We start from the raw sequence: 24,187 nt of genomic DNA on the forward strand, positions 1-24,187 counted from the left end.
CTGATTCATATGAAACTATAAAGATGCTGATATTTAGAAAACATTGGATAATGTTAGATAACTAACTTTAGAGGCAGTTTACATATGGATAGTATTTTCTGAACTTTCTAATTTCTGAAACGGTCTGTTATTACTTTGTTTCCCAGCTGTACAATATATTACACTTTTTACGAAAAGGAGATTTATTATTATGTGGGAAGCGATCAATTCATTTTTATCTACGGTAGATGATCTCGTCTGGGGTGTACCCCTTATGGTCCTTATCATGGCAGGCGGTATTTTACTGACAGCCAGACTTGGACTTCTTCAGATACGAAGACTTCCTCTTGCTCTCAAATGGATGTTTAAGAATGAAGACGAAGGCGATGGTGAAATTTCCAGTTTCGCAGCTTTATGTACAGCATTAAGCGCAACTATCGGTACCGGTAATATCGTCGGTGTTGCAACTGCTGTCTGTGCAGGTGGTCCGGGAGCATTATTCTGGATGATCGTTGCGGCATTCTTTGGAATGGCAACGAAATTCTCAGAAGGTCTTCTGGCGGTTAAATATCGTGTGGTAGCAGAAGATGGTCACAGCCTTGGTGGTCCTTTCTATTATATTGAGAAAGGTATGGGCGAGAAATGGAAATGGCTTGCTAAGATTTTTGCATTTTTCGGAGTTTGTGTAGGCCTTTTCGGGATCGGTACATTCAGCCAGGTAAATGGTATTTCCAGTGCCGTTCAGAATTTCTTTGATCCGAATAAAACTAACTGTGTGAATATCCCGTTCCTTGGAGAATATTCATGGGCAGTTGTAATTTCATCCCTGATTCTTGCTGCATGTGTTGCAGCGATCCTGATTGGTGGATTAAAAAGAATTGCAACAGTCAGCCAGATTATTGTACCGTTCATGGCAGTGATTTATCTGATTTTCAGTGTTGCACTGATTGTTTTAAATATCACTGAAATTCCTGCTGCTATCGTAACTGTTGTGAAAGGAGCATTTAATCCATCAGCTGTAACAGGTGGTCTGGTAGGAACGATGATCGTTGCTATGCAGAAGGGTGTTGCACGTGGTATTTTCTCAAATGAAGCAGGTCTTGGTAGTGCACCAATCGCGGCAGCGGCAGCTCAGACAAAAGAGCCTGTACGTCAGGGGCTTGTAAGCATGACAGGCACATTTATTGATACGATCGTGATCTGTACCATGACAGGACTTTCCATTGTACTGACAGGTGCGTGGCAGGTAGAAGGTCTGGAAGGTGTTCAGGTAACAACTTATGCATTCCAGCATGGACTTCCGATTCCGGGACAGGTTTCTGCATTTGTATTGATGATCTGTCTGGTATTCTTTGCATTCACTACAATTCTTGGATGGGATTATTACAGTGAACGTTGTCTGGAATATCTGACAAAAGGACATAAAAAAACAATTCTTACATATCGCTGGCTGTACATTCTGGCAGTATTTATCGGACCGTACATGACGGTAAGCGCAGTATGGACTATCGCAGATATCTTTAACGGATTGATGGCGATTCCGAATATGATCGCATTGTTTGTGTTAAGCGGTGTGGTTGTGAAAGAAACAAAAGCGTTTTTTACCGCTGAGAAGCATAAAATGTAAATAATAAAATAATGGAAAATTGTAAATCCTCTGATTGTGGACTTGATCTCAGTCAGAGGATTTTTTTGTTACATTGCAATGGAGAATTATACAGGCAGGATTCTTCTCTCGGAAAGAATTGAGAATATCCAATTGACTTGGACGAATTTGAATGAATGCGAGCAATGATAAACGATTTTGTGCAAATTAAACCAAAATCAGTCATAAATTTTATGAATTAGTTTGATTGACTTTGAACGAATATGACTGTATACTAGGACCATAAACAAAGGAAGTCATCAAAAGGCAACACAAAGACGCAGATGACTGATGATAGTGGAATAATAATATAATCTATAAAAATCGCTGATATGGAGAAAGATAAACGGGAGGGAAAGAAGAGATGATTTACACAGTGACATTTAATCCATCTCTGGATTACATTGTTTCAGTAGATGACTTCAAGCTGGGGCTGACAAACAGAACAAGTTCGGAACTGATGCTTCCTGGTGGAAAGGGAATCAACGTTTCCACAGTATTGATGAATCTGGGAATTGAGAATACAGCACTTGGTTTTACAGCAGGATTTGTCGGAGAGGAGATTATCCGCAGATTACAGGAGATGGGGGTGAAATCTGATTTCATTCAGATCAGTGAAGGCGTTTCCAGAATTAATGTCAAACTGAAATCCATTGACGGCACAGAGATTAATGGCGCAGGACCGGTGATCAGTAAAGATAAAGTAGAAGAACTGATGAAGAAGCTGGATGAGCTTGGTGAAGGCGATGTACTTTTCCTGGCAGGCAGCATTCCCTCCTCCATGCCGGATGACATGTACGAGCAGATTATGGCAAGATTGGACAAAAAGGGCGTCATGATCGTGGTAGATGCGACAAAAGATCTTCTGGTTAATGTCCTGAAATATCATCCATTTCTGGTAAAACCGAACAACCATGAACTTGGCGAGATTTTTGGAGTGAAATTAAAGACGAGAGAAGATGTGATCCCATATGGAAAGAAACTTCAGGAAAAAGGTGCAAGAAATGTGCTGATTTCCATGGCAGGAGAAGGCGCGGTCCTGGTAGCGGAAGATGGACAGGTGTATAAAGAGCCTGCACCAAAAGGAACGCTTGTAAATGGTGTTGGTGCCGGAGATTCCATGGTAGCAGGTTTCGTTGCAGGATGGATGGAGAAGAAGGATTATAAACACGCATTCCATATGGGAATCGCAGCAGGAAGTGCAAGTGCATTTTCAGAGAATCTTGCAACAGAAGAAGAAATAAAAGCCGTTTATCGTCAGGTAACCGGAAAATAATAAAGGAGGAGAAAAAGATGAGGATTACAGATCTGCTTGACAGAAGAAGTGTTCTTTGACATCAGCTCCTGCAAGTAAAGCAGAAGCTCTGGATATGGCAGTTGATCTTATGGTAAAGAGTGAGAAGATCAGCGACCGCGAAGCCTATCGTAAGCAGGTATATTTAAGAGAGGAAGAAAGCACCACCGGTATCGGTGAGGGAATAGCCATTCCGCATGGAAAATGTGATGCGGTAAAGAAACCGGGGCTTGCTGCAATGGTAATAAAAATGGCGTGGAATTTGAGGCACTGGATGATGAGCCGGTAACCTTATTATTCCTGATTGCAGCACCAAATACAGAAGATAACATCCACCTGGATGTGCTCAGCAAACTCTCTGTTATGCTGATAGATGAAGAATTCACAGAATCTCTTCGCAACGCATCTTCTGTAGATGAATTTATGGAAATCATTGACAAGGCAGACAGTGAAAAGAAAAATATTGATGAGAGACTCGCTGATACAGGTTCAGCAGAAGGAACACAGGCAAAACTTCTGGCTGTCACTTCCTGCCCGACCGGTATCGCGCATACCTACATGGCAACGGAAGGAATTGAAAAAGCTGCAAAAGCAAAGAACTGTTTTGTCAAGATTGAAACCCGCGGTTCCGGTGGTGCTAAAAATGTACTGACAGATCAGGAAATCGCAGAAGCAGATTGTATTATCGTTGCAGCAGATGCCAAAGTTCCGATCGCATTCCTGATCGATGGATTGAGTGTAGATTTAAGTGCACTTCCGGCAGACCAGAGAGCAAACTTTGGTACGATCACACCGGTAGCTGCATTGTTTAAGAATATTGGTGGAACAGCATTTGGATTTATGCTCCCGATTCTTGCAGGATTTATCGCTATGGCAATTGGTGACAGACCAGCACTTGCGCTTGGTCTGGTTGGCGGTATGATGGCAGCTAACGGCAAATCCGGTTTTCTTGGGGCACTGCTTGCAGGTTTTGCAGCAGGATACCTGATCCTTGGACTCCGTAAATTATGTGACAAACTTCCTGAAGCATTAGAGAAAATCGCGCCTGTTCTGATCTACCCTGTAGTCGGAATCCTTGTTATGGGACTCTTAATGACATTTATCGTAGAACCGATCATGGGTGGTATCAACACAGGACTGAACAATGCCTTGACAGGAATGGGAAGTTCCAGTAAAATAGTGTTCGGTACGGTGCTTGGCGTAATGATGGCAATCGATATGGGTGGTCCGTTCAACAAAGCGGCATATGTATTTGGAACAGCTGCTATCGCGGCAGGTAACTATGATATCATGGCAGCAGTTATGATCGGTGGCATGACACCTCCTTGTGCAATCACACTGGCAACACTGTTGTTTAAGGATAAGTTCACAAAAGAAGAGAGAGACGCAGGTCCGACAAACTTTATCATGGGCCTTGCATTTATCACAGAAGGTGCGATTCCGTTCGAAGCATCTGACCCGCTTCGTGTACTTCCATCCTGCATTATCGGATCCGCTGTGGCAGGCGCTATTTCCATGGCATTTAACTGTACACTGATGGCACCACATGGTGGAATCTTCGTATTCCCTGTAGTTGGAAACGCAGTAATGTATCTGGCGGCATTAGTTGTGGGAACTGTAATCTCAGCAGTCCTGCTTGGCCTGGTAAAAAAGAAGATTGCATAAACAGTTAAAAGATAGTTAAATGAAACAAAAACTGACAGGTTTGTTTACCATTCATTGGTATATGAATCAAACAGGTAAAAAAACAAAAATATGGAGGATATTAAAATGAAAGAATTTAAGTACGTAATCACAGACAACGAGGGAATCCACGCACGTCCGGCAGGAGAACTTGTAAAACTGGTAAAAGGCTTTGAATCTACAGTATCTATCGAAAAAGAAGGAAAGAAAGTAGACTGCAGAAAGCTTCTTGCACTGATGGGACTTGGCGTTAAGAAAGGTCATGAAGTAACATTCACAATCGAAGGTGCTGATGAAGAAGCTGCATACGAAGCAGTAAGCAAATTCATGCAGGAAAATCTGTAATTAACGGAATTAAATATAAGAAATGAGAAGGACAGGAGATGATGCAATCATCTCCTGTTTCTGTTATAATGAGAGAGAACATAATCATTAGGTAAAGCCCATTGAAAATCACCTTTGGCGATGGATTTATAATATTTGAATTAAAATAGATAAATGGAGGCACAGTATGCTGACAGAACAGAGACATGAAATTATCCTGAGGCTTCTGGAAGAAAAAAAGAGTATTACGGTTACGGAACTGAGAGAACTTCTGGACACATCAGAGTCCACAGTGCGCAGAGATATCACAGCACTGGATAAGGCAGGAAAGCTTACAAAAGTTTTTGGCGGAGCAGTGACATTAAATCACAAGGTAACTGCCTACGAACCCACAGTAGCGCAGAAATCAGAATTAAATAAAGAAGAAAAGAAAAAGATAGCAAAATATGCAGCCAGTCTTATTTTACTGGATGACTTTGTTTATCTGGATGCAGGAACTACCACAGGGCTGATGTTAGAATATCTGGAAGGTACACAGGCATCCTTTGTCACAAATGCAGTATCCCATGCGCAGACGTTAGCGAAGATGGGGATTCGCGTCTACCTGATCGGGGGAGAACTGAAGAGTTCTACAGAGGCGGTTGTCGGAAGCCAGGCGATGCAGATGATCCAGATGTATCATTTCACTAAAGGCTTCTTTGGAACGAATGGAATCGCGAAAAGAGAGGGCTTCACAACACCGGATGCCAATGAGGCAATCGTGAAGAGCACAGCGATGAAACAGTGCAAAGATGTGTATGTTCTGGCAGATACGACTAAGTTTGGACAGGTTAGTTCTGTGACATTTGGGGAATTTGCAGATGGATGTATTTTGACGGAAGAGATTCCGGAGGAATATAGGGAAAGCAGAAATATTCTGAAGGTATAAATTAAGTAATGAGAGTGGTACCAATAAGTTAATATCTTGATTATTGATTCAAAAATCAATTTATAGATATATTAACCGAATCAAGTAAGTCCCCTGCGGGGGTTGCGAAGAGCAATAAGCAGTGAGTGGGGACTTGCTTGTATCAGGAGGGGGACAAGCCCCTTCTGATAAACTGCGAAGCAGTTATTCGGTGTAGAGCCACGTAGCGGAAGCGGATTGCGAATATCCGATTGACTGAAAGTGGAATGATGCGATTATTGTTTATACGTTACTATCCTGCAAAGGGTGTTCTGAGAACGGAAGGAACAGTAGCATAATGAGATGAACTGTGGAAATTTGACGGGGATTTGGTAGAATAACGGGTAGTAAGGAGATATCTTGAAAGAGAGAGGGTGTATGGATGAAGTTTGCACATATTGCGGATCTGCATATTGGGAAAAGAGTGCATGATTTTTCTATGTTGGAGGATCAGAGGTATATATTGGATCAGATGCTGGGAATTTTTGAAGAACAGCGTGTTGATGGGATTCTGATTGCGGGGGATGTTTATGATAAGGTGGTGCCGTCGGCGGAGGCGGTGCAATTGTTTGATGAGTTTATTACGAGGCTGGCGAAGTTGAAGATTCCGGTGTATATGATCAGTGGAAATCATGATTCGGCGGAGAGGCTTTCTTTTGGTGCGAAGTTGTTTGAGAGTAATGATATTTATATTTCACAGGTTTATGACGGGAAGGTGAAGAAGGTTGGGTTGGAGGATGAGTATGGGTTAGTAAATGTTTATCTTCTGCCGTTTTTGAAGCCGGTGACGGTGCGTCATGCCTTGCAGAGAGATGATATCGAAAGTTATGAGGATGGTGTTATGGCTGCCTTGCAGGAATGTGAAGTGGATGCTTCGCAGAGAAATGTTCTGGTTGCGCATCAGTTTGTGACTGGGGCTGACAGGTGTGATTCGGAAGAAGCGTCGGTGGGTGGTCTTGATAATGTGAGTGCTGAGGTGTTTGAGGAGTTTGATTATGTGGCGCTGGGACATATTCACAGGCCGCAGAAGATGGGAAGAGAGACGTTGCGTTATAGTGGGACACCGTTGAAGTATTCTTTTTCGGAAGTGGAACATAAGAAGTCGGTGACAATCGTGGAGCTATTAGAAAAGGGGAATGTGCAGATTAGTACGGTTCCATTGGTTCCTTTGAGGGATATGCGAAAAGTTCGTGGAACTTATATGGAAGTGACAGCGAAGGAGAGTTATACTGCGGAGAATAAGATGGATTATCTGCAGATTACGTTGACGGATGAAGAGGATGTGCCGGGTGCATTGCAGAAATTACGTACGATTTATCCGAATCTGATGCGGCTGGAGTACGATAATAAGCGTACCAGGGAGAACAGGGAAGTTCAGGCTGTTGAGGCACAGGAGCAGAAGTCGGAGCTGGAGTTGTTTGGGGAGTTTTATGAGCTTTTGAATAATGAGGTTATGAAGGAAGAACAGACGGAGTTTATGGAAAATTTGATCCTGGGGCTGAAGGAGGTGTGAGTATGAAACCATTGAAACTGACGTTATCTGCATTTGGACCGTATGCGGGTGAAACGGAGATTGATTTTACGCAGTTTGGAGGTCAGGGACTATTTCTGGTGACAGGAGATACAGGGGCTGGAAAGACTACGATTTTTGATGGAATTACGTTTGCCCTGTACGGGGAAACCAGCGGTGGAATTCGTGAGGCATCGATGCTTCGAAGTAAGTATGCAAAGCCGGAGACACCTACTTATGCGGAATATGTTTTTGAATATAAAGATAAGGTGTATACGGTAAAAAGGAGTCCGGATTATGAGCGCCCGAAGGCCAGAGGTACTGGGATGACGATGCAGAAGGGGGAAGCACTGCTGACTTTTTCTGATGGGAAGTCGCCGGTGACGAAGCTGAAAGAGGTAAATCAGGCGATTACAGAGTTGCTTGGGTTGGATATGAAGCAGTTTACGCAGATTGCCATGATTGCGCAGGGAGATTTCAGAAAGCTACTTCTGGCGGATACAGAAGAGCGGAGCAATATTTTCAGGAAACTTTTTCATACAGATATTTACAAGGTTATTCAGGAGAAGCTGAAATTTGAGGCGGGCAGTCTGGATAAGGCGTATAAAGAGCTGTTGCGCAGTATCCGGCAATATACGGAACAGGTCAGGTATCCGACACAGGATACACTGGGACAGCAGTGGGAGTTGCTTGAGAAGAAAGGATTTGAAGGAAATCTGGAAGAAGGACTGGAGCTTCTGGGAGAACTGCTTAAAGCAGATAAAAAAGTTCTGAAAGATTTAAATAAGCAGATTAAAGAGAATGATATAAAACTGGAAGATGTGAATCAGCTTTTAGGAAAGGTTCATAAAGAAGCGGATGCAAAAGTAAAAAAGGAACAGCTGCAAAAAGAGATGGAAATGTTGATTCCGCAGCTTGCAAAAGCAAAAGAAGAGGCAGAAAATGCTGCGACAGAACCAGAACAGGTTCAGCAGTTGTTGCTTTCCATACAGAAAGAAAAAGAAAATCTGGATCGCTATACAAGGCTGGAAAATCTGATAAAAGAACTGGAAGATGCCGGTGCGCAGATAGAGAATCTGAAAAAAGACAGAGTGTCTCTGGATGAGAAACAAAAAGGGGCAGGCAGCATTCTGGAAGAGAAACAAAAAGAATATCAGACAACAGATAAGACTGAGAAAGAGAAAGCGGAAACGGATTATCAGAAGGAAAAGATTGATAATCTCTATACAGAAATCCACAAAAATTGTGGAAATCTGGATTTTCTGCATACAAAAATTCTGGAATTGGAGAAGCAGTCCGAGGAAGAAGAAACACTTTCTGAGAAATTAAAAAAGAATCTGGGTGAGCTGGAACAAAAACTTATTTCTGGTGAGAATCTGGAAGTTAAAGAGAATAATCTGATTCAGCAAATGCAGCAGATTAGAAAGATGAAAGAGCAGCAGATACGTTGTCAGAATTTTGCAAAAGAGGCAGAAAGCAAAAGAGCAGCATATCTGGTCGCATCTGCGAAGCTGGCAGAAACAAAAGATCTTTTAAATAAAATGGAACAGGCTTTTCTGGATGCACAGGCGGGTGTTCTTGCAGCCAAACTGCGAGAGGGAAGTCCGTGTCCTGTATGTGGCTCTGTTCATCATCCAAAGCTTACACAGATTCCGGAAAAAGTACCGACAGAAAAACAGTTGAAACAGCAGAAAAAAATTGCGGAAATGGCAGAGAAAGAAGCTTCTGCGGCAAGTGTACAGGCAGGAGAAGCTGCCGGACTGATACAACATTCACAGGAAGAATTACAGGAAAATTACAAAAATTTTGCAGCGCAGTACCTGAATGCGGAAAAAGAGAATGTTTTAGTGACACAGCAGCTTCTCGAGATACAGGAAAGCGTTGTTCAGATACAGATAGAAGAAATCCAAGAACAGAAAAAAGCTCAGCAGGCTATTTTGAAGCAAAAGGAAGAAATGACTCTGCAATCAGAGGAGCACGAGAAAGAATATCAGAAACTTCATATCAGTCTTGAAAAGAGAAAAAGCCAGCAGGAGAGTATCAGTGAGCAGCTTCAGAGCCAGCTGGATGCTCAGCTGCTTGAGTCAATGTATAAAAAGGACAGACAGAAAAGCGACGAGAACTTAGTATTGCGGCAACAACAGATTGATAAGGTGGAAGAAAATCATCAGCAAAATTGTGATAATATGCTGTTACTTGTGAATAGGGGAAAGAATGCAGAAAAATGGCTGAAAGAGCAACAGAATTTCCTGAATCAGAAGCAGGAAAAACTGGCGGGACTTCTGGAATACAGAAAACTTCTGGAGACGCAGATCACTAAAATACAGACGGATCTTACTGCTCTTACAGATAAGATAAATCAAAATCAGCAGCAGATAGCGGCAGAGAAATCACGATATGATCAGCTCCTGAAACAGAAAGAGACAATGGAAAAAGAGCTTGGAGAGCGCACGAAAGAGGAAATCCTATCTCAGATCCAGAGCCAGACACAGAAACGTCAGGAACTGGAGCTGCATTATAAGACAATAACAGAGAAAAAAGATGCCTTAGAGAAGAGAATGACAGAGCTGAATTCAGTAATCACATCTTTGACAGAACAGTTAAAAGAATCTGTAAATATTTCATCAGAAGATTTAGAAATCCAGAAGGAAAGTTTTCAGGAGCAAAAGAAAACACTCTCATCAGAACGTGATGAAGTTCATGCCCGTCTGGAAATTAATGGCGATATGTATGAAAAAGTGCGCAGGCAACAAACAGAACTTCTGAAAACGGAAATCCGTTGGAAATGGATGAAATCTCTGTCAGATACCGCCAATGGCACGATAACAGGAAAAGCAAGGATCATGCTGGAAACTTACATTCAGATGAAGTATTTTGACCGTATTCTTGCGAGAGCAAATATCCGGCTGATGACAATGAGTGGTGGTCAGTATGAATTGATCCGGCGAAAAGAAAATAAAAGCAGAGTAGGCAAAACCGGACTGGAACTGGATGTTATCGATCATTATAACGGAAGCAACCGAAGCGTCAAATCTCTTTCAGGTGGAGAATCTTTTCAGGCTTCCTTATCTCTGGCACTTGGGCTTTCTGATGAGATTCAGTCAAATTCAGGTGGAATTCAGCTGGACACCATGTTTGTGGATGAAGGTTTCGGATCTCTGGATGAAGATTCACTGAATCAGGCAATCCGTGCATTGAAAGACTTAAGCCAGGGAAGCAGATTAGTGGGAATTGTTTCTCACGTAGCAGAACTGAAAGAGCGTATTGACAAAAAAATCATAGTGAATAAAAAAAGAACAGAAGATGGAATTGGCAGTGCTGTTACAATAGAAAATTAAGAAGGAAGTGTGGCTTTTTTGCCACGCTTCTTTTGGTGAGAGCATATTTATAAAATATTATGAATGATCAATGATTTCTGAAGTAACGTAATGTTTTTTAACCAAACTGCGGAGCAGTTATTAGGTGTAGAGCCACGTAGCGAAAGCGGATTGCGAATATCCGATTGACAATAAAATGGAAAAGTTATATAAAATTAACTTGACAGCAGAAGTCTTTTAGTATATATTAAAACATGAAGTTAGATATAGATAACCAAGACCGCTGTTGAATGGCAGCAAATAAGCTTTGCAGAGATTAAATTAGAGAGAACTGTTTGTAAAGCTTTATTTTTTAACACATGGTTAGCATATTCTAACTGAATAGATTTATTATAAGAGAGGATATCTGACATGCTGGAGAAATCTGTGATCGAACATTGTTCATCTACATTGGCATCTATTAAAACCGGAAATCTTTTTACATATAAATATGAATCTGAGGAAGAATTCAAAGCAGATTTTAAGGAGGATTTTAATCATAAGTAAAGTAGCAGTTGTTTATTGGAGCAGCACAGGAAACACAGAGGCAATGGCAAATGCAGTTGCAGACGGAGTTAAGGGAAAAGGCGGCGAGGCTGTTCTTCATACTTGTGAGGATTTTGACGGATCTAAAGTAGCTGAATATGATGCAATCGCTTTTGGATGCCCGGCAATGGGAGATGAAGTTCTGGAAGATACAGAGTTCGAGCCGATGTTTGATGGATGTAAAGATGCACTCAAAGGCAAAAATATCGCTCTGTTTGGTTCTTATGGATGGGGAGATGGCGAATGGATGCGCAACTGGGAAGACTCCTGCAAGGAAGCGGGTGCAAACCTTGTATGTGAAAGTGTGATCTGCCAGGAAGAGCCGGATGATGAAGCTACAGAAGCATGCAAAGCATTGGGTGTTGCATTAGTATAATTGAATAACTGCGCGTCGCATTCTCGTTACTTCAGTGATGAGTTAGACGCGCAATCTTTTTTTGTAAAAAAGAACTTATGTTTACAAAAAAGATATGTATGGTACAATTTGCTCGTAGCACAAAAAGGCGGTCAGCTATCTGACGGAAATCTATGAACAGGTGTGAACATAACTGAAAATGATCCCGGAAGCAAAAAAACGCTTTAATGCAACGGGCCAGGGAATACGGAGACAGACTTTTTAAGCTTGCGGTATTTACAGGCGCAGTTTCAGGGCTTATACTTTTGGCAGTGATTGCCGGTGTATTCTGCGCAGGCGGAGACACGAAATTTGGACTGAAATGTGATGCAGTAACGATGTGGGTGATTCTGATCCCGATAGGGATGATAGCAGCATTTGTGCTGAAACTTCCGATCATGGTGGCTTATTTTATTATCAGCATGGACGAGATAATAAAACTTCCTGCTGTATATAGACATTACAAAAAATATAACTGGGTGAGAAACCTTACATAACTCAATTAAATCAGAATATAAATGCTTGGAAATGGTGTAACTATTAAGGCTTCTGACATATCATTTATAAAATAATAATGTGATAAGGTTGTGCAGGGTATTTAACAGTTAAAAATAAAAACGTAAAGGAGAAGATAACAAATGAATCAGAGAGAAAGAATGTTAAGCGGACTTCCGTACAAAGCGTGGTTAGATGGGCTTGAAGAGGACAGACAGGCATGCAAACAGAAGATTTATGATTTTAATCAGCTGCCACCGTCCAGACAGAGCAAAGAAGCTCCACAGATGATCAAAAATATTTTTGGGAAAACAGGAGAAAGTGTATGGGTGGAAGCACCATTTCATTGCGATTACGGCTGGAATATCGAAGTTGGTGAGAATTTCTATGCCAATTATAATCTGACAATCCTTGACGTAGGCAAAGTAACATTTGGAAAAAATGTCCAGATTGCGCCGAATGTTTCCATCTACACAGCAGGTCATCCAGTTCATCCGGACAGCCGTAATTCCGGATACGAATATGGAATTCCTGTTACGATTGGAGACAATGTATGGATTGGTGGAAACACAGTGATTCTTCCGGGAGTTACCATTGGAAATAATGTAGTGATCGGTGCCGGAAGTGTAGTTTCCAAAGACATTCCGGACAATATGATCGCTGTTGGAAATCCATGCAGAGTGATCCGTGAGATCACAGATGAGGACAGAATCTACTATTTCAAAAAAAAGAAATTTGATGATGAGGCTTGGAATGAGATAAATAATAAATAAAAACAGATTATATATGGTACGATCATATATGATTATAAGAAGGCTGCTGTAATGGGAATCAAACCCATCCGGCAGCCTTTTATACGGTTAATCAATGGTGATTTCGGAAAAAGCAAAGAGCAGAATCCGAAAGGGTTTGAGTCAATGACAGCAGTTTTCGGAAAAATCATCATAAGATGTTACAAAATGACAGAAAAGAGGAGTTTTTGCGCATGACATACCATGGAAAATATGATATGATAGGTACAGAGATAAAAATTCGCACAATTAAATAAAAATTAAGGAAATATGCTGAAACAGTATATGGGAAGGAGACTTTATATTATGGGATTAATCAAAGCAGCCGCCGGTGCATTTGGCGGAACAATGGCAGATCAGTGGAAGGAGTTTTTCTATTGTGATGCGATAGATAAGGATGTTCTGGTTGTCAAAGGAGAGAAAAGAGTAAGTGGTCGTTCTTCTAATAAAAAAGGAAATGACAACATTATTTCCAGTGGTTCCGGAATTGCAGTTGCAGATGGCCAGTGTATGATCATTGTGGAACAGGGAAAAGTCGTAGAAGTATGTGCGGAACCAGGTCAGTTTACCTATGATGCATCAACAGAACCGAGCATTTTCTCCGGAAGTTTAGGAGAGGGAATCAGCAGAACCTTTGAAACGGTAAAGAAACGTTTTGAATTTGGCGGAGATACAGGTAAAGACCAGAGAGTGTACTATTTTAATATGAAAGAACTGGTAGATAATAAATTCGGAACAGCAAATCCGATTCCATTCCGCGTAGTTGACAGAAATATCGGTCTTGATATTGATGTATCTGTACGTTGTAATGGTATTTATTCCTATAAGATTGTTGATCCGCTTTTATTCTACACAAATGTATGTGGCAATATAGAGCAGCAGTATGACAGAGAAGAAATTGAAGGTCAGTTAAAGACAGAGTTTGTCAGTGCTCTGCAGCCTGCATTTGCAAAAATTTCAGAGCTTCAGATTCGTCCAAGTGCGATCCCGGGACATGTGCAGGAATTATGCGATGCCATGAATGAGGCACTTACAAAGAAATGGCTGGAAACAAGAGGACTTGCAGTGGTTTCTATTGCCATGAATCCGGTGACACTTCCGGAAGAAGACGCGCAGATGATTAAGGATGCCCAGAAGAATGCGATTATGCGTGATCCGACTATGGCGGCAGCTACACTTGCCGGAGCGCAGGCAGAGGCTATGAAAGCAGCGGCTTCCAATCAGGCAGGTGCTATGACTGGATTTATGGGAATGGGTATGGCAAGTCAGGCTGGCGGAGCGAATATGCAGAGTCTTTATCAGATGGGAGCACAGCAACAGGCTCAGGCAGCGCCGAAAATGCAACCATCATCCGGTGTGGGAACATGGAAATGCGAATGTGGAGCTGAGAATACCGGAAAGTTCTGCGCAGAATGTGGAAAACCGAAACCACAGCCGGCAGAGTGGACCTGTAGCTGTGGAACAGTAAATACCGGAAAGTTCTGTTCTGAGTGTGGTAGCCCGAGACCGGCAGGCAAATGGATCTGCAGCTGTGGAGCTGAAAATACCGGAAAGTTCTGCGCAGAGTGCGGAAAACCAAGACCATAAGAAAGGGATTGTATACGGTCATATTACCAAGGAACGGTAGTATAAGAATACAGTACGAGGGGGAAACCTATGTCTGATTTAAAAGAATACAAGTGTCCTGCCTGTGGGGGTTCAATCGAATTTGACAGCCATTTACAGAAAATGAAGTGCCCATATTGTGATACAGAATTTGAACTGGACACGTTAAAAGAATTTGACGAACAGATAAAGCGTGAGGCAGCGCAGGAAGATGATCTGTCAGGATGGCAGACGGATGCCGGCGGAGAATGGCAGGAAGGTGAGACAGATGGGATGAATGTCTATACCTGCCAGTCCTGTGGTGGCGAGATCATTGCAGATGAGACTACAGGAGCAACGAACTGTCCATATTGTGGAAATCCTGTAATTATGACAGCGAAATTTAAAGGAGCTTTAAGACCTGATCTGGTGATTCCGTTTAAGTTAGATAAGAAAGCTGCGAAAGAGGCTTACTATAAACATATCAAAGGAAGACGATTACTTCCAAAAACATTCCGAAAAGAAAATCATATAGATGAGATTAAGGGAGTCTATGTTCCGTTCTGGCTTTTTGATGCGGATGTCAATGCGGATGTCCGTTATAAGGCAACGAAAGTGAGAACATGGAGTGATCATGATTATGATTATACAGAAACCAGCTATTATTCTGTAGAGAGAAATGGAGATATGGCATTTGCCTCTGTCCCTGTAGATGGATCTGAGAAAATGCCGGATGATCTTATGGAATCAATAGAGCCATTTGATATGTCTAAAGCGGTAGATTTTCAGATTGCATATCTTTCCGGATATCTGGCAGATAAATATGATGTCAGTCAGGAGCAAAGTGTGAACAGAGCACATGAACGTATGAAGAAGAGTGCAGAGGAAGTAATTGCTGATACTGTAAAAGGATATACTACTGTAGTTCCGGAGAATTCAAATGTATCTATGTCAGGAGGCAAGGCACAGTACGCATTATATCCGGTATGGATTTTGAACACGACCTGGAAAAATACGAGATACATATTTGCAATGAATGGGCAGACTGGAAAGATGACAGGGGATCTTCCGATTGATGAAAAAATTTATAGGAAATATCTTGTCGGTCTGACGGTAGTGTTTACTGCTATCGCTTATCTTGTAGGAATGCTGATTTTTTAGGGAGGACGAAGAATGTTAAAAAGAAAGATAATACCTGCATTTCTGGCTTCTGTCCTTGCTATATCCGCTACAGCAGGAGTTTCAGCAGAAGCATTTTCAGAGAATGCGTATGCGGCGGAAGAATTGCACACAGTAAGATTGGTGGACTATGCAGGTCTTCTGGAAGATGATGAGGCAGAGACGCTGGAAGAGAAGCTTGATCAAATCAGTGAAGATTATGACTGTGATGTTGTGATCGTTACGGAAGAGAGCATAGACGGAGCTGATCCTACGGCCTATGCAGATGATTTCTATGATTATAATGACTATGGCATGGGAGATGACAATAGCGGTATTTTACTGTTGCTGACTATGTCAGAACGTAAATGGAGGATGTCTACGCATGGTGATGCGGCCCGGATTTTTACCGATGCAGGGCAGGAGTACATGTCTGATAAATTTGTTTCATCATTAACGGATGGTGATTATTACGAGGGATTTACAGAGTTTGCAGATCTTTGCGAGGAGTTTATCATACAGGCACAGAATGGAGAACCGTATGATGTGGAGAATATGCCAGACGACTCTATATCCGCAGGCTTTCTGTTTCTTATGTCACTGGCAGTCGGTTTTGTTCTTGCATTGATCGTATCAGTGGTGATGCGATGTCAGATGAAAACAGTTCATATGAAACCTGATGCGGCAGATTATATGAAAGCAGGAAGCCTTCACATTAACAGAAGCCGTGACATGTTTCTGTATAATCATGTTACACGTACAGCGAAGCCAAAGAATGAAGATTCCGGCGGTGGAAGCAGTACACATACAAGTTCTTCGGGAGAGACACATGGAGGTTCCGGAGGATCATTTTAACCGAATTAAGTAAGTCCCCTGCTTCAATTGCGAAGAGCAATAAGCAGTGGGTGGGGACTTGCTTGTATCAGGAGGGGTACAAGCCCCTCCTGATACACTGCGAAGCAGTTATTCGGTTATGAGCAAGTAGCGGAAGCGGATTGCGAATATCCGATTGACATCTAAAGATCCTGGCTTTTGTCTTATAAAAATTATAAGTAAAAGCCGGGATTTTTCTCATATCACAGGAAACTACTCTGTAATGTTCCTATAACATAAAAAAGCTCTCCTGGCGGGATTTATATATATGTAAATAGTTTTGCTGCTGCTTACACTTTGCTGTCTATGCAGAATATATTATCATGGACGGAGTGAGCCATCACATGCTTTTTGTAAAATTAGCACAAATTTCTGATGCTATATAGTTTATACGAATATGTTTATAATAGGAAATAACATAAAATATCGGGATATCAGTTGCAAGACGGAAAAGAATATGCTACAGTACAAAGTGGTTTGCTTTGTGTCAGGCCACAAAACCGGCTACTGTCCAGCGCATGTGAACAGTAGTAAAAATATTACGAAATGGAAACGATGGAGAGAACATGAAAAAATACGTTGATAATTTTTTGCAGTACCGCTTCCTTTTATCGGAACTGGTAAAAAAAGGAATTAAGCTGAAGTACAGACGTTCTTATCTGGGAATCGTATGGTCCATGCTGGAACCATTGCTTACAATGATCGTACTTACCATTGTGTTTGGTACCTTATATGGAAATACAGACAGGACATTTCCGGTGTATATTCTGACAGGACGATTGTTGTACAGCTTTTTTTCACAGGCAACAAAGGCGGCATTGAAATCTATCAGACAGAATTCGGCGATGATCAAGAAGGTTTATGTGCCGAAATATTTATATCCCTTGTCCAGTGTGCTTTTTAACTATGTGATTTTTTTGATTTCACTGATTGTGCTGGCACTTGTAAGCATAGTGCTTGGAGTAAAACCTACAATTTATCTGATTCAGGCACCGATAGCATTAATTCTCATTCTTATTATGTCTTACGGAGTGGGAATGATCCTGGCAACGATTGGTGTATTTTTCAGAGATATGGAGTATCTCTGGTCTGTAGCACTTATGCTGGTCATGTATACATGTGCGATTTTCTACTATCCAACAAAACTCTTAAAAAGTGGATGGGCATGGATCTTAAAATATAATCCGCTGTATTGTGTGATTGATATTTTCCGATGCTCTGTATTTGGAGAAATGATGAATATTCATTACTTTGAATATGCATTGGGCTTTTCTATCGTGATGATTTTAATTGGATTATTCTGTTTTAAGAAGAAACAGGATGATTTTATTCTTTATATCTAGTACAGCGAAAATTAAGTAAACTCCCTGTGAGGCTTCGAAGAGTCATAAAGTTACTGAAAATACTGAAAACAGTATAAATAGTAACTCAATAATTGGCGGGCAGGGACTTGCTAATTTTATGAATAATAAGGAGAAAAGATGAGCAAACCAGCGATTATTGTTGATAATGTCAGCATGAAGTTTAACCTCAGCAAAGAAAAAGTGGACAGCCTGAAGGATTACATTATCAAATCAATCAAAAAAGAGATTAAATATAATGAGTTCTGGGCATTACAGAATGTAAGTTTTACTGTAGAAAAAGGTGACAGAGTAGGAATCCTTGGACTGAATGGTGCAGGAAAGAGTACTCTTTTGAAAGTAATTGCCGGTGTTTTTAAACCGACAGAAGGAACAGTTACCAAGCATGGAAAGATGGTACCGCTTTTGGAACTTGGTGCCGGCTTTGATCCACAGTATACAGGAAAAGAGAACATTTACCTTTATGGAGCAATGCTCGGATATACAAAAGAATTTATTGATGAGAAGTATGATGAAATTGTAAAGTTTTCAGAACTGAAGGATTTTATTGATGTTCCAATCAAGAACTACTCATCGGGTATGAAATCCCGACTGGGCTTTTCTATTGCGACAGTGGTTTCCCCTAAGATTCTGATTCTGGACGAAGTGCTATCTGTCGGTGATGCGAAGTTTCGTAAGAAAAGTGAGAAAAAAGTCCTTAGTATGTTTGACTCAGGGGTGACTGTGCTGTTTGTTTCTCATTCCCTTGCACAGGTACAGAGAATCTGTAACAAAGCAATGATCCTTGAAAAAGGAAAACTGATCGCATACGGTGATATTGGTACAATCTCTGAACAGTATGAAAAGATGACAAATTAAAAATTACCAAAAAAAGATCACCGGATATCAAAAGGTGACAGCAACATGACATTATGCTGCATAAAATCAAGAAGAAACAGGGAGTGCATAATGAAAATACTTCAGATTGGAATGGGAAATATTGCCGGAGGTCTGGAATCATTTGTGATGAATTATTACAGAGTTCTGGTTCATATGGATGTACAATTTGATTTTGTGTGTATGTATGATAAAATTGCATATGAAGATGAAATAAAAAAACTCGGCGGAAAGATTTATTACATCCCAAATGTAAAGAAAAATTATCAAGGTTATGTGAAGCAATTAAAAAGAATCCTGAGAGAGACGAAATACGATGTGGTACATGTAAATATGCTGTCAGCAGCGAATATTGTTCCGCTTCGTATAGCCGGTAAAATGAATATACCAAAGGTAATTGCACACAGCCACAGTTCCTCCTGTCCGGGATTTATCCGAAAAACAATGGATTGGTGGAACCGGCCGAAAATTGCCAGATATGCCACAGAGAGAGTTGCCTGCGGGGAAATGGCCGGAAGATGGCTGTTCGGAGATAAGGCATACCAGAGTGGACAGGTGATTCTGATCAATAATGCGATACAGGCAGAAAAATTCTGCTTTCAGGCAGAAGAGCGGGATGTACTTCGCAAAAAGATGGGCTGGGAAAATAAGATAGTGATCGGACATGTGGGAAGATTTGATATTCCAAAGAATCATGACCGCATGGTTGACATCATGAAGTGTATTGTCACAAAGAATAAAGATGTTGTATTGTGCCTGATAGGTCCAAAAGAAGGCTTGTATGAACAAATCAGAGAAAAAGTTCAGAAAGCTGATTTGGAAAAGCATGTATATTTTGCAGGAAAGCAGGAGAATGTTTCAAGATATCTGTCTGCGATGGATGTATTTCTTTTTCCGTCTCTTTTTGAAGGAGTACCGTTTGCGTTGATCGAAGAACAGGCAAACGGACTGCCATGTGTCATGTCGGATGCTGTCTCTGAAGAAGCAGTTATCTTTCCTGAAAGTGTAAAACGTCTGTCTCTTCAGAAAGATGATCAGTCCTGGGCTGATACAATTATACAGATGGGTAATCTAAAAAGAAAACCACAGAATGTGATCTGTGAGGGGATTCGCAAAGCTCATTTTGATATTACAACAGAAGCACAGCGGCTTAAGGACCTTTATCTTGGAATAGGAGCTGGAGGATGAATAAAATAGATTTTGTACTGGCCTGGGTAGATGGGGCAGATAAGGAATGGTTGGCAGAGCGCCGTAAATATAATCCTGCAAAAGGTGCAGATAATTCAGCTGCAAGATACCGGGACTGGGAAAATCTTCAGTACTGGTTCAGGGGTGTAGAGAAATTTGCACCGTGGGTAAACAGGATATATTTTGTAACCTGCGGTCATATACCGCCGTGGCTGAATACTTCTCATCCTAAATTGAAGTTGATCAGGCATTCAGATTATATGAATCCGGAATATCTGCCTACTTTTAATATCAACTCTATTGAATTGAACTTTCACAGGATACCGGAATTGTCAGAGCAGTTTGTCTATTTTAATGATGATATGTTTTTGTTAAAGCCTGTGAAGGAAGAAGATTTCTTTAAAGACGGACTTCCGCGGGACTGCTGTATTGAGACTGCGTTGGTACAGGATGATATCAGAAATCCGTTTGCATCAATGCTGATGAACGATGCGGCGTTGGTAAATATGCATTATTCCAAGCGTGAGGTAATAAAAAAACACTGGAAGAAATGGTTTAACCCATCTTATGGAAAGATGGCACTAAGAAATCTGTTGATGCTTCCTTACAGAGACTTTTCAAGTTTTAAGTATACACATCTGCCGAGCGCTTTTCTGAAAAGTACATACGAGCAGCTGTGGGATGAAGAAGGTTCATTCCTGGATGAAGTATGTAGAAATCGGTTCCGGACATTATTTGATGTAAATCAGTATGTACTGAAATATTGGCAGTATATGGAAGGAAAGTTTGTACCTCAATCTCCGAAAATTGGAAAATTTTATACGATCGGTCTGCATGATGAACAGATTCATTCAGCCATCAGAAAACAGCAGTGCCAGATGATCTGCATTAATGATACGGCAGATGTAGGTGATTTTGAAAAGCAGAAAAAACGGATCATTCAGTCCTTTGAAAGTATTCTGCCGGAGAAATCATCTTTTGAATTATAATAATGCGAGAATCGTAGGATTTTGTGTTACCGGGCATGGAGTGAACAGTAACGATTTTGTCCCTGATATTTCATAATCTGTATCTCAGGAGGAAAGAATGATATTAGATTCCATTAAGGAGCAGTTTAAGAAAAAAGGATTCTGGAAAACGATAGAATTTTATTTCTGTCGGGTCATGTCGAAAGCGGCACTTAAAGTAGTTGGGACTTATGCTGCAAATCATGGAAAACTGCATAGAAATTATATTGTATTTAAAAACAGGACGATGCAGGATATGACAGATAATGCCAGGGCCTTCTTTGAATATTTGGTCCATAATGAAGCGTATAAAAATTATCAGATTATTTGGATGGTTTCGGATAAAAGAAAATTTCGGAAATGCAAATATAGGAATGTAAAGTTTGTAACAGCAGAGAGCAGGAATGGATGGACCAGTCCGTTGGCGTATTATTATGGGGCTGTTTCCGGATTTTTCTTTTATACGAATAATACTGCCTATCTGAATCTGCATCATTGTCCGGGACAGATTACAGTGAATCTGTGGCATGGATGTGGGTATAAGGATGTTCCCAGAGAGAAGCGTGAGAATACAAGGGCAAGTATGATGCATTTTGATTATGCACTTGTGCCTGGAGAGGCGTTTGTGGAAACAAAATCCCGCTACTGGAAATGCCCGAAAGAGAAGATACTTCCGCTCGGATATCCAAGATACGACTGGATGCTGCATCCACCTATGAATAGTCAGGATATCATCTGGAAAATGTTTGGAATGAAGGCAGATAAGGTGATCTTGTGGATGCCTACATTCAGAAACAGTGAAGTTCTGGATAGTGCAGAAAGTAAGATCAAACTTCCGTTCCCACTGCCGGGATTTAAGAATGAAGAAGAGCTGAGACATCTTGATAAGACGCTGAAACATTTGAATGTTTTGCTTATCATCAAGAAACATCCGGTGCAGAAAGAATGGGGCATAGAAGAGGATGCTTTTGAGAATATTCGTTTTGTGAATCAGGAAATGCTGGATCAGAAAGAAATACAGCTGTATGAACTGATCAGTGCCAGTGATGGACTGATTTCAGATTATTCATCGGTAGCCGTCGATTATATGCTGCTGAATCGGCCACTGGCTTTTGTGCTGTCAGATATGCAACAATATAAAGAGACCAGAGGTTTTGTATTTGAGAACCCACAGGAATATATGCCAGGCGAGAAAATTTATGATCTTAAAGGTCTGGAGGAATTTGCTGTACATGTGACAGGAGAAAAGGACCTGTACCGGGAAGAACGAATAAAATTGCTTCCGGTTATGCATCAGATGCCTGTCAAAGAGAATTATTCTAAGGCATTGGCAGAGTTCCTGAAATTATAAAGTCCCATGATTTATCGGTTGAAGACATCATCAGTAATAGCTTAGAACGTGTTTGAAAAATGCAATAAAAATGTAAGAAATGGAGAACATTATGGAAAAAGTAATTGGATACACACAGGGAACTTTTGATATGTTTCATATTGGCCATCTGAATCTTATCAAAAACGCAAAACGTCATTGTGACTATCTGATTGTTGGTGTAAATGCTGATGATCTGGTGGAATCATATAAACATAAAAGACCAATCATTCCGTTGGAAGAGAGAGTGGAGATCGTTCGTGCAATCAAATATGTAGATGAGGTAATTGTTACTACAACTCTGGATAAGAAAAAAATATGGGAAAAAATACGATTCAATGAGATCTATATCGGAGATGACTGGAAAGGTAACGAGCGCTGGGAAAAAACAGGAAAAGAGATGGAAGCACTCGGAGCAAAGCTTGTATATCTTCCATATACGAAAGATACTTCATCAACCATGCTTCGTGAAAAATTAAAAGAGTTTTAAGGAGTGTTCATATGGGAGTCAAGAAGAAAATAAAGAAAATTAAAAATGCGGCAAAAAAAATCCAGAAAGTAAAAGCTCAAAAGGGCAGAAAAGCAATGCTTTCTGAATTGTGGGCAACCATCACATATGGAATTTATGATGGACGTACGATCAGACGTATGAAGAAGTTTCCACCGGCATTAATAGAAAACAGAATGCTTTTTGAGACAAATGATGATTTTACGGATAATGGTCGTGCACTGTTTGATTATCTGATTGAAAATGGATACAACAAAAAATACGAAATCATATGGCTGGTTCATGAGCCGGAAAAATATAAAGAATATGCCGTAGAGAATGTGAAATTCGTAAGAAACTTTAAGAAAGGTTCTACGATCCGAAGAGCAGAAGCGTATAAATATGCTCTGACATCCAAATATATTTTCTATACTCAGGCATTTAACTGGATTGGAATGTCAAGAAGAAATCAGCTCTTTATTGATCTCTGGCATGGATGCGGATATAAGGCAAATAAAAATGGACGTAAGGTATTCTTTGATTATTGTCTGGTTCCCGGAGATATCTTTATTAAAACAAAGATGGAATTCTTTGGATGTACTTCAAAGAAACTGCTTTCTTTTGGATACCCGCGTTATGATATGATGCTCAGAGGAAGCAAAAAGTCAGACGAGTTTAAGGAGAAGCTGCTGAAAGAAACGAACAGTGAGAAAATGATTCTCTGGATGCCGACATACAGACATGCTTCCAGCGAACGTCTCAATGAGGAGACATTGAATAATGAATTTAATATTCCGATCATTGACAATGCAGACAAACTTCTTGAACTGAATAATTTCTGTAAGGAAAAACATATTCTGATTGTTATCAAGAAGCATTATCTCCAGATTCCGTATGATTTTGGTGAGAATGTTCTTACAAATATTGTTTATCTGGAAAATAAAGATCTTGCTGATAACGAATTACAGCTTTATGAATTTATCAACTGCTCAGATGCGCTTGTTTCAGATTATTCATCTGTTGCGATTGACTATCTGCTTCTGGACAGACCACTGGGCTTCACACTGGATGATTATGAAGCTTATACAGAGTCCAGAGGATGGGTATTTGATGATCCGCTGGAATATATGCCTGGTGAACATATGTACAATATGCAAGATTTTGAGAATTTTATTTTGGATATCAAGAATGGAAATGATAAGTATAAGGAACAGCGTGCCAGTGTAAGAGCGAAAACACATAATGTGTGTGATAATTACTGTCAGCGTGTACTGGATTACTTTAACATCACTATGTAAAGCCATAACAGGAGAAGAAAGAT

21 protein-coding genes and 1 pseudogene are annotated in these 24,187 nt (G+C 40.7%); all 22 read left to right on the plus strand.

Annotation, left to right across the window (positions count from 1 at the left end):
- Positions 1–190: 190 nt before the first annotated feature.
- The 22 genes and pseudogenes from ACTNC0_RS09555 to ACTNC0_RS09660 all read left to right on the plus strand — a co-directional run bounded on the left by ACTNC0_RS09555 (position 191) and on the right by ACTNC0_RS09660 (position 24,164).
- Entirely contained in the window at positions 191–1,606 is a 1,416-nt protein-coding gene (locus ACTNC0_RS09555) for an alanine/glycine:cation symporter family protein (protein ID WP_441087190.1), read from the plus strand.
- 382 nt (positions 1,607–1,988) lie between these two features.
- Positions 1,989–2,900: a 1-phosphofructokinase gene (gene pfkB / locus ACTNC0_RS09560; RefSeq protein ID WP_441087191.1), complete on the plus strand. Its 912-nt coding sequence runs from the start codon at positions 1,989–1,991 to the stop codon at positions 2,898–2,900.
- Positions 2,901–3,009: 109 nt separating this feature from the next.
- Positions 3,010–3,299 (plus strand): annotated as a pseudogene (locus tag ACTNC0_RS09565) (PTS sugar transporter subunit IIA); the annotation flags it as partial.
- Between the two features lie 177 nt (positions 3,300–3,476).
- Entirely contained in the window at positions 3,477–4,583 is a 1,107-nt protein-coding gene (locus ACTNC0_RS09570) for a PTS fructose transporter subunit IIBC (RefSeq protein WP_441087242.1), read from the plus strand.
- A gap of 105 nt (positions 4,584–4,688) precedes the next feature.
- Entirely contained in the window at positions 4,689–4,946 is a 258-nt protein-coding gene (locus tag ACTNC0_RS09575) for an HPr family phosphocarrier protein (protein WP_117675333.1), read from the plus strand.
- Between the two features lie 166 nt (positions 4,947–5,112).
- On the plus strand, positions 5,113–5,853 hold the full coding sequence (locus ACTNC0_RS09580) for a DeoR/GlpR family DNA-binding transcription regulator (RefSeq protein ID WP_441087192.1): 741 nt from the start codon (positions 5,113–5,115) through the stop codon (positions 5,851–5,853).
- Between the two features lie 400 nt (positions 5,854–6,253).
- Positions 6,254–7,384: an exonuclease SbcCD subunit D gene (locus ACTNC0_RS09585; RefSeq protein WP_441087193.1), complete on the plus strand. Its 1,131-nt coding sequence runs from the start codon at positions 6,254–6,256 to the stop codon at positions 7,382–7,384.
- A 2-nt stretch (positions 7,385–7,386) separates the two neighbouring features.
- On the plus strand, positions 7,387–10,719 hold the full coding sequence (locus tag ACTNC0_RS09590; protein WP_441087194.1) for an AAA family ATPase: 3,333 nt from the start codon (positions 7,387–7,389) through the stop codon (positions 10,717–10,719).
- A gap of 390 nt (positions 10,720–11,109) precedes the next feature.
- Positions 11,110–11,244, plus strand: coding sequence for a hypothetical protein (locus ACTNC0_RS09595; RefSeq protein ID WP_441087244.1), 135 nt, complete (start codon positions 11,110–11,112; stop codon positions 11,242–11,244).
- Entirely contained in the window at positions 11,237–11,659 is a 423-nt protein-coding gene (locus tag ACTNC0_RS09600; RefSeq protein ID WP_441087243.1) for a flavodoxin, read from the plus strand. Before ACTNC0_RS09595 ends, ACTNC0_RS09600 begins: the two co-directional genes overlap by 8 nt.
- A 206-nt stretch (positions 11,660–11,865) precedes the next feature.
- The gene (locus tag ACTNC0_RS09605; RefSeq protein WP_441087195.1) at positions 11,866–12,174 is read left to right on the plus strand and encodes a hypothetical protein; all 309 of its coding nucleotides are present in this window, start codon (positions 11,866–11,868) and stop codon (positions 12,172–12,174) included.
- 141 nt (positions 12,175–12,315) lie between these two features.
- The gene (locus ACTNC0_RS09610) at positions 12,316–12,945 is read left to right on the plus strand and encodes a sugar O-acetyltransferase (protein ID WP_441087196.1); all 630 of its coding nucleotides are present in this window, start codon (positions 12,316–12,318) and stop codon (positions 12,943–12,945) included.
- 324 nt (positions 12,946–13,269) lie between these two features.
- The gene (locus ACTNC0_RS09615; protein ID WP_441087197.1) at positions 13,270–14,550 is read left to right on the plus strand and encodes an SPFH domain-containing protein; all 1,281 of its coding nucleotides are present in this window, start codon (positions 13,270–13,272) and stop codon (positions 14,548–14,550) included.
- A 69-nt stretch (positions 14,551–14,619) separates the two neighbouring features.
- Positions 14,620–15,708 carry a hypothetical protein gene (locus ACTNC0_RS09620; protein WP_441087198.1) on the plus strand — a complete coding sequence of 363 codons (1,089 nt, stop codon included), beginning with the start codon at positions 14,620–14,622 and terminating at the stop codon, positions 15,706–15,708.
- A 12-nt stretch (positions 15,709–15,720) separates the two neighbouring features.
- The gene (locus tag ACTNC0_RS09625) at positions 15,721–16,560 is read left to right on the plus strand and encodes a TPM domain-containing protein (RefSeq protein ID WP_441087199.1); all 840 of its coding nucleotides are present in this window, start codon (positions 15,721–15,723) and stop codon (positions 16,558–16,560) included.
- 584 nt (positions 16,561–17,144) lie between these two features.
- Positions 17,145–17,921, plus strand: a complete 777-nt coding sequence (locus tag ACTNC0_RS09630; protein WP_441087200.1) for an ABC transporter permease — start codon at positions 17,145–17,147, stop codon at positions 17,919–17,921.
- Positions 17,922–18,059: 138 nt separating this feature from the next.
- Positions 18,060–18,797 carry an ABC transporter ATP-binding protein gene (locus tag ACTNC0_RS09635; RefSeq protein WP_441087201.1) on the plus strand — a complete coding sequence of 246 codons (738 nt, stop codon included), beginning with the start codon at positions 18,060–18,062 and terminating at the stop codon, positions 18,795–18,797.
- A 90-nt stretch (positions 18,798–18,887) separates the two neighbouring features.
- Positions 18,888–20,003: a glycosyltransferase family 1 protein gene (locus ACTNC0_RS09640; protein WP_441087203.1), complete on the plus strand. Its 1,116-nt coding sequence runs from the start codon at positions 18,888–18,890 to the stop codon at positions 20,001–20,003.
- Positions 20,000–20,992: a Stealth CR1 domain-containing protein gene (locus ACTNC0_RS09645; protein WP_441087204.1), complete on the plus strand. Its 993-nt coding sequence runs from the start codon at positions 20,000–20,002 to the stop codon at positions 20,990–20,992. The genes ACTNC0_RS09640 and ACTNC0_RS09645 overlap by 4 nt, the downstream gene beginning before the upstream one ends.
- A 97-nt stretch (positions 20,993–21,089) precedes the next feature.
- Positions 21,090–22,361, plus strand: a complete 1,272-nt coding sequence (locus tag ACTNC0_RS09650) for a CDP-glycerol glycerophosphotransferase family protein (protein WP_441087205.1) — start codon at positions 21,090–21,092, stop codon at positions 22,359–22,361.
- 91 nt (positions 22,362–22,452) lie between these two features.
- A complete protein-coding gene (locus ACTNC0_RS09655; RefSeq protein ID WP_441087206.1) occupies positions 22,453–22,869 on the plus strand; it encodes an adenylyltransferase/cytidyltransferase family protein in 417 nt (138 codons plus the stop codon).
- A gap of 11 nt (positions 22,870–22,880) precedes the next feature.
- Entirely contained in the window at positions 22,881–24,164 is a 1,284-nt protein-coding gene (locus ACTNC0_RS09660) for a CDP-glycerol glycerophosphotransferase family protein (protein ID WP_441087207.1), read from the plus strand.
- Positions 24,165–24,187: the final 23 nt, after the last annotated feature.

Source organism: Blautia sp. HCP3S3_B11, assembly GCF_052064435.1.
Taxonomy (GTDB): domain Bacteria; phylum Bacillota; class Clostridia; order Lachnospirales; family Lachnospiraceae; genus Blautia_A.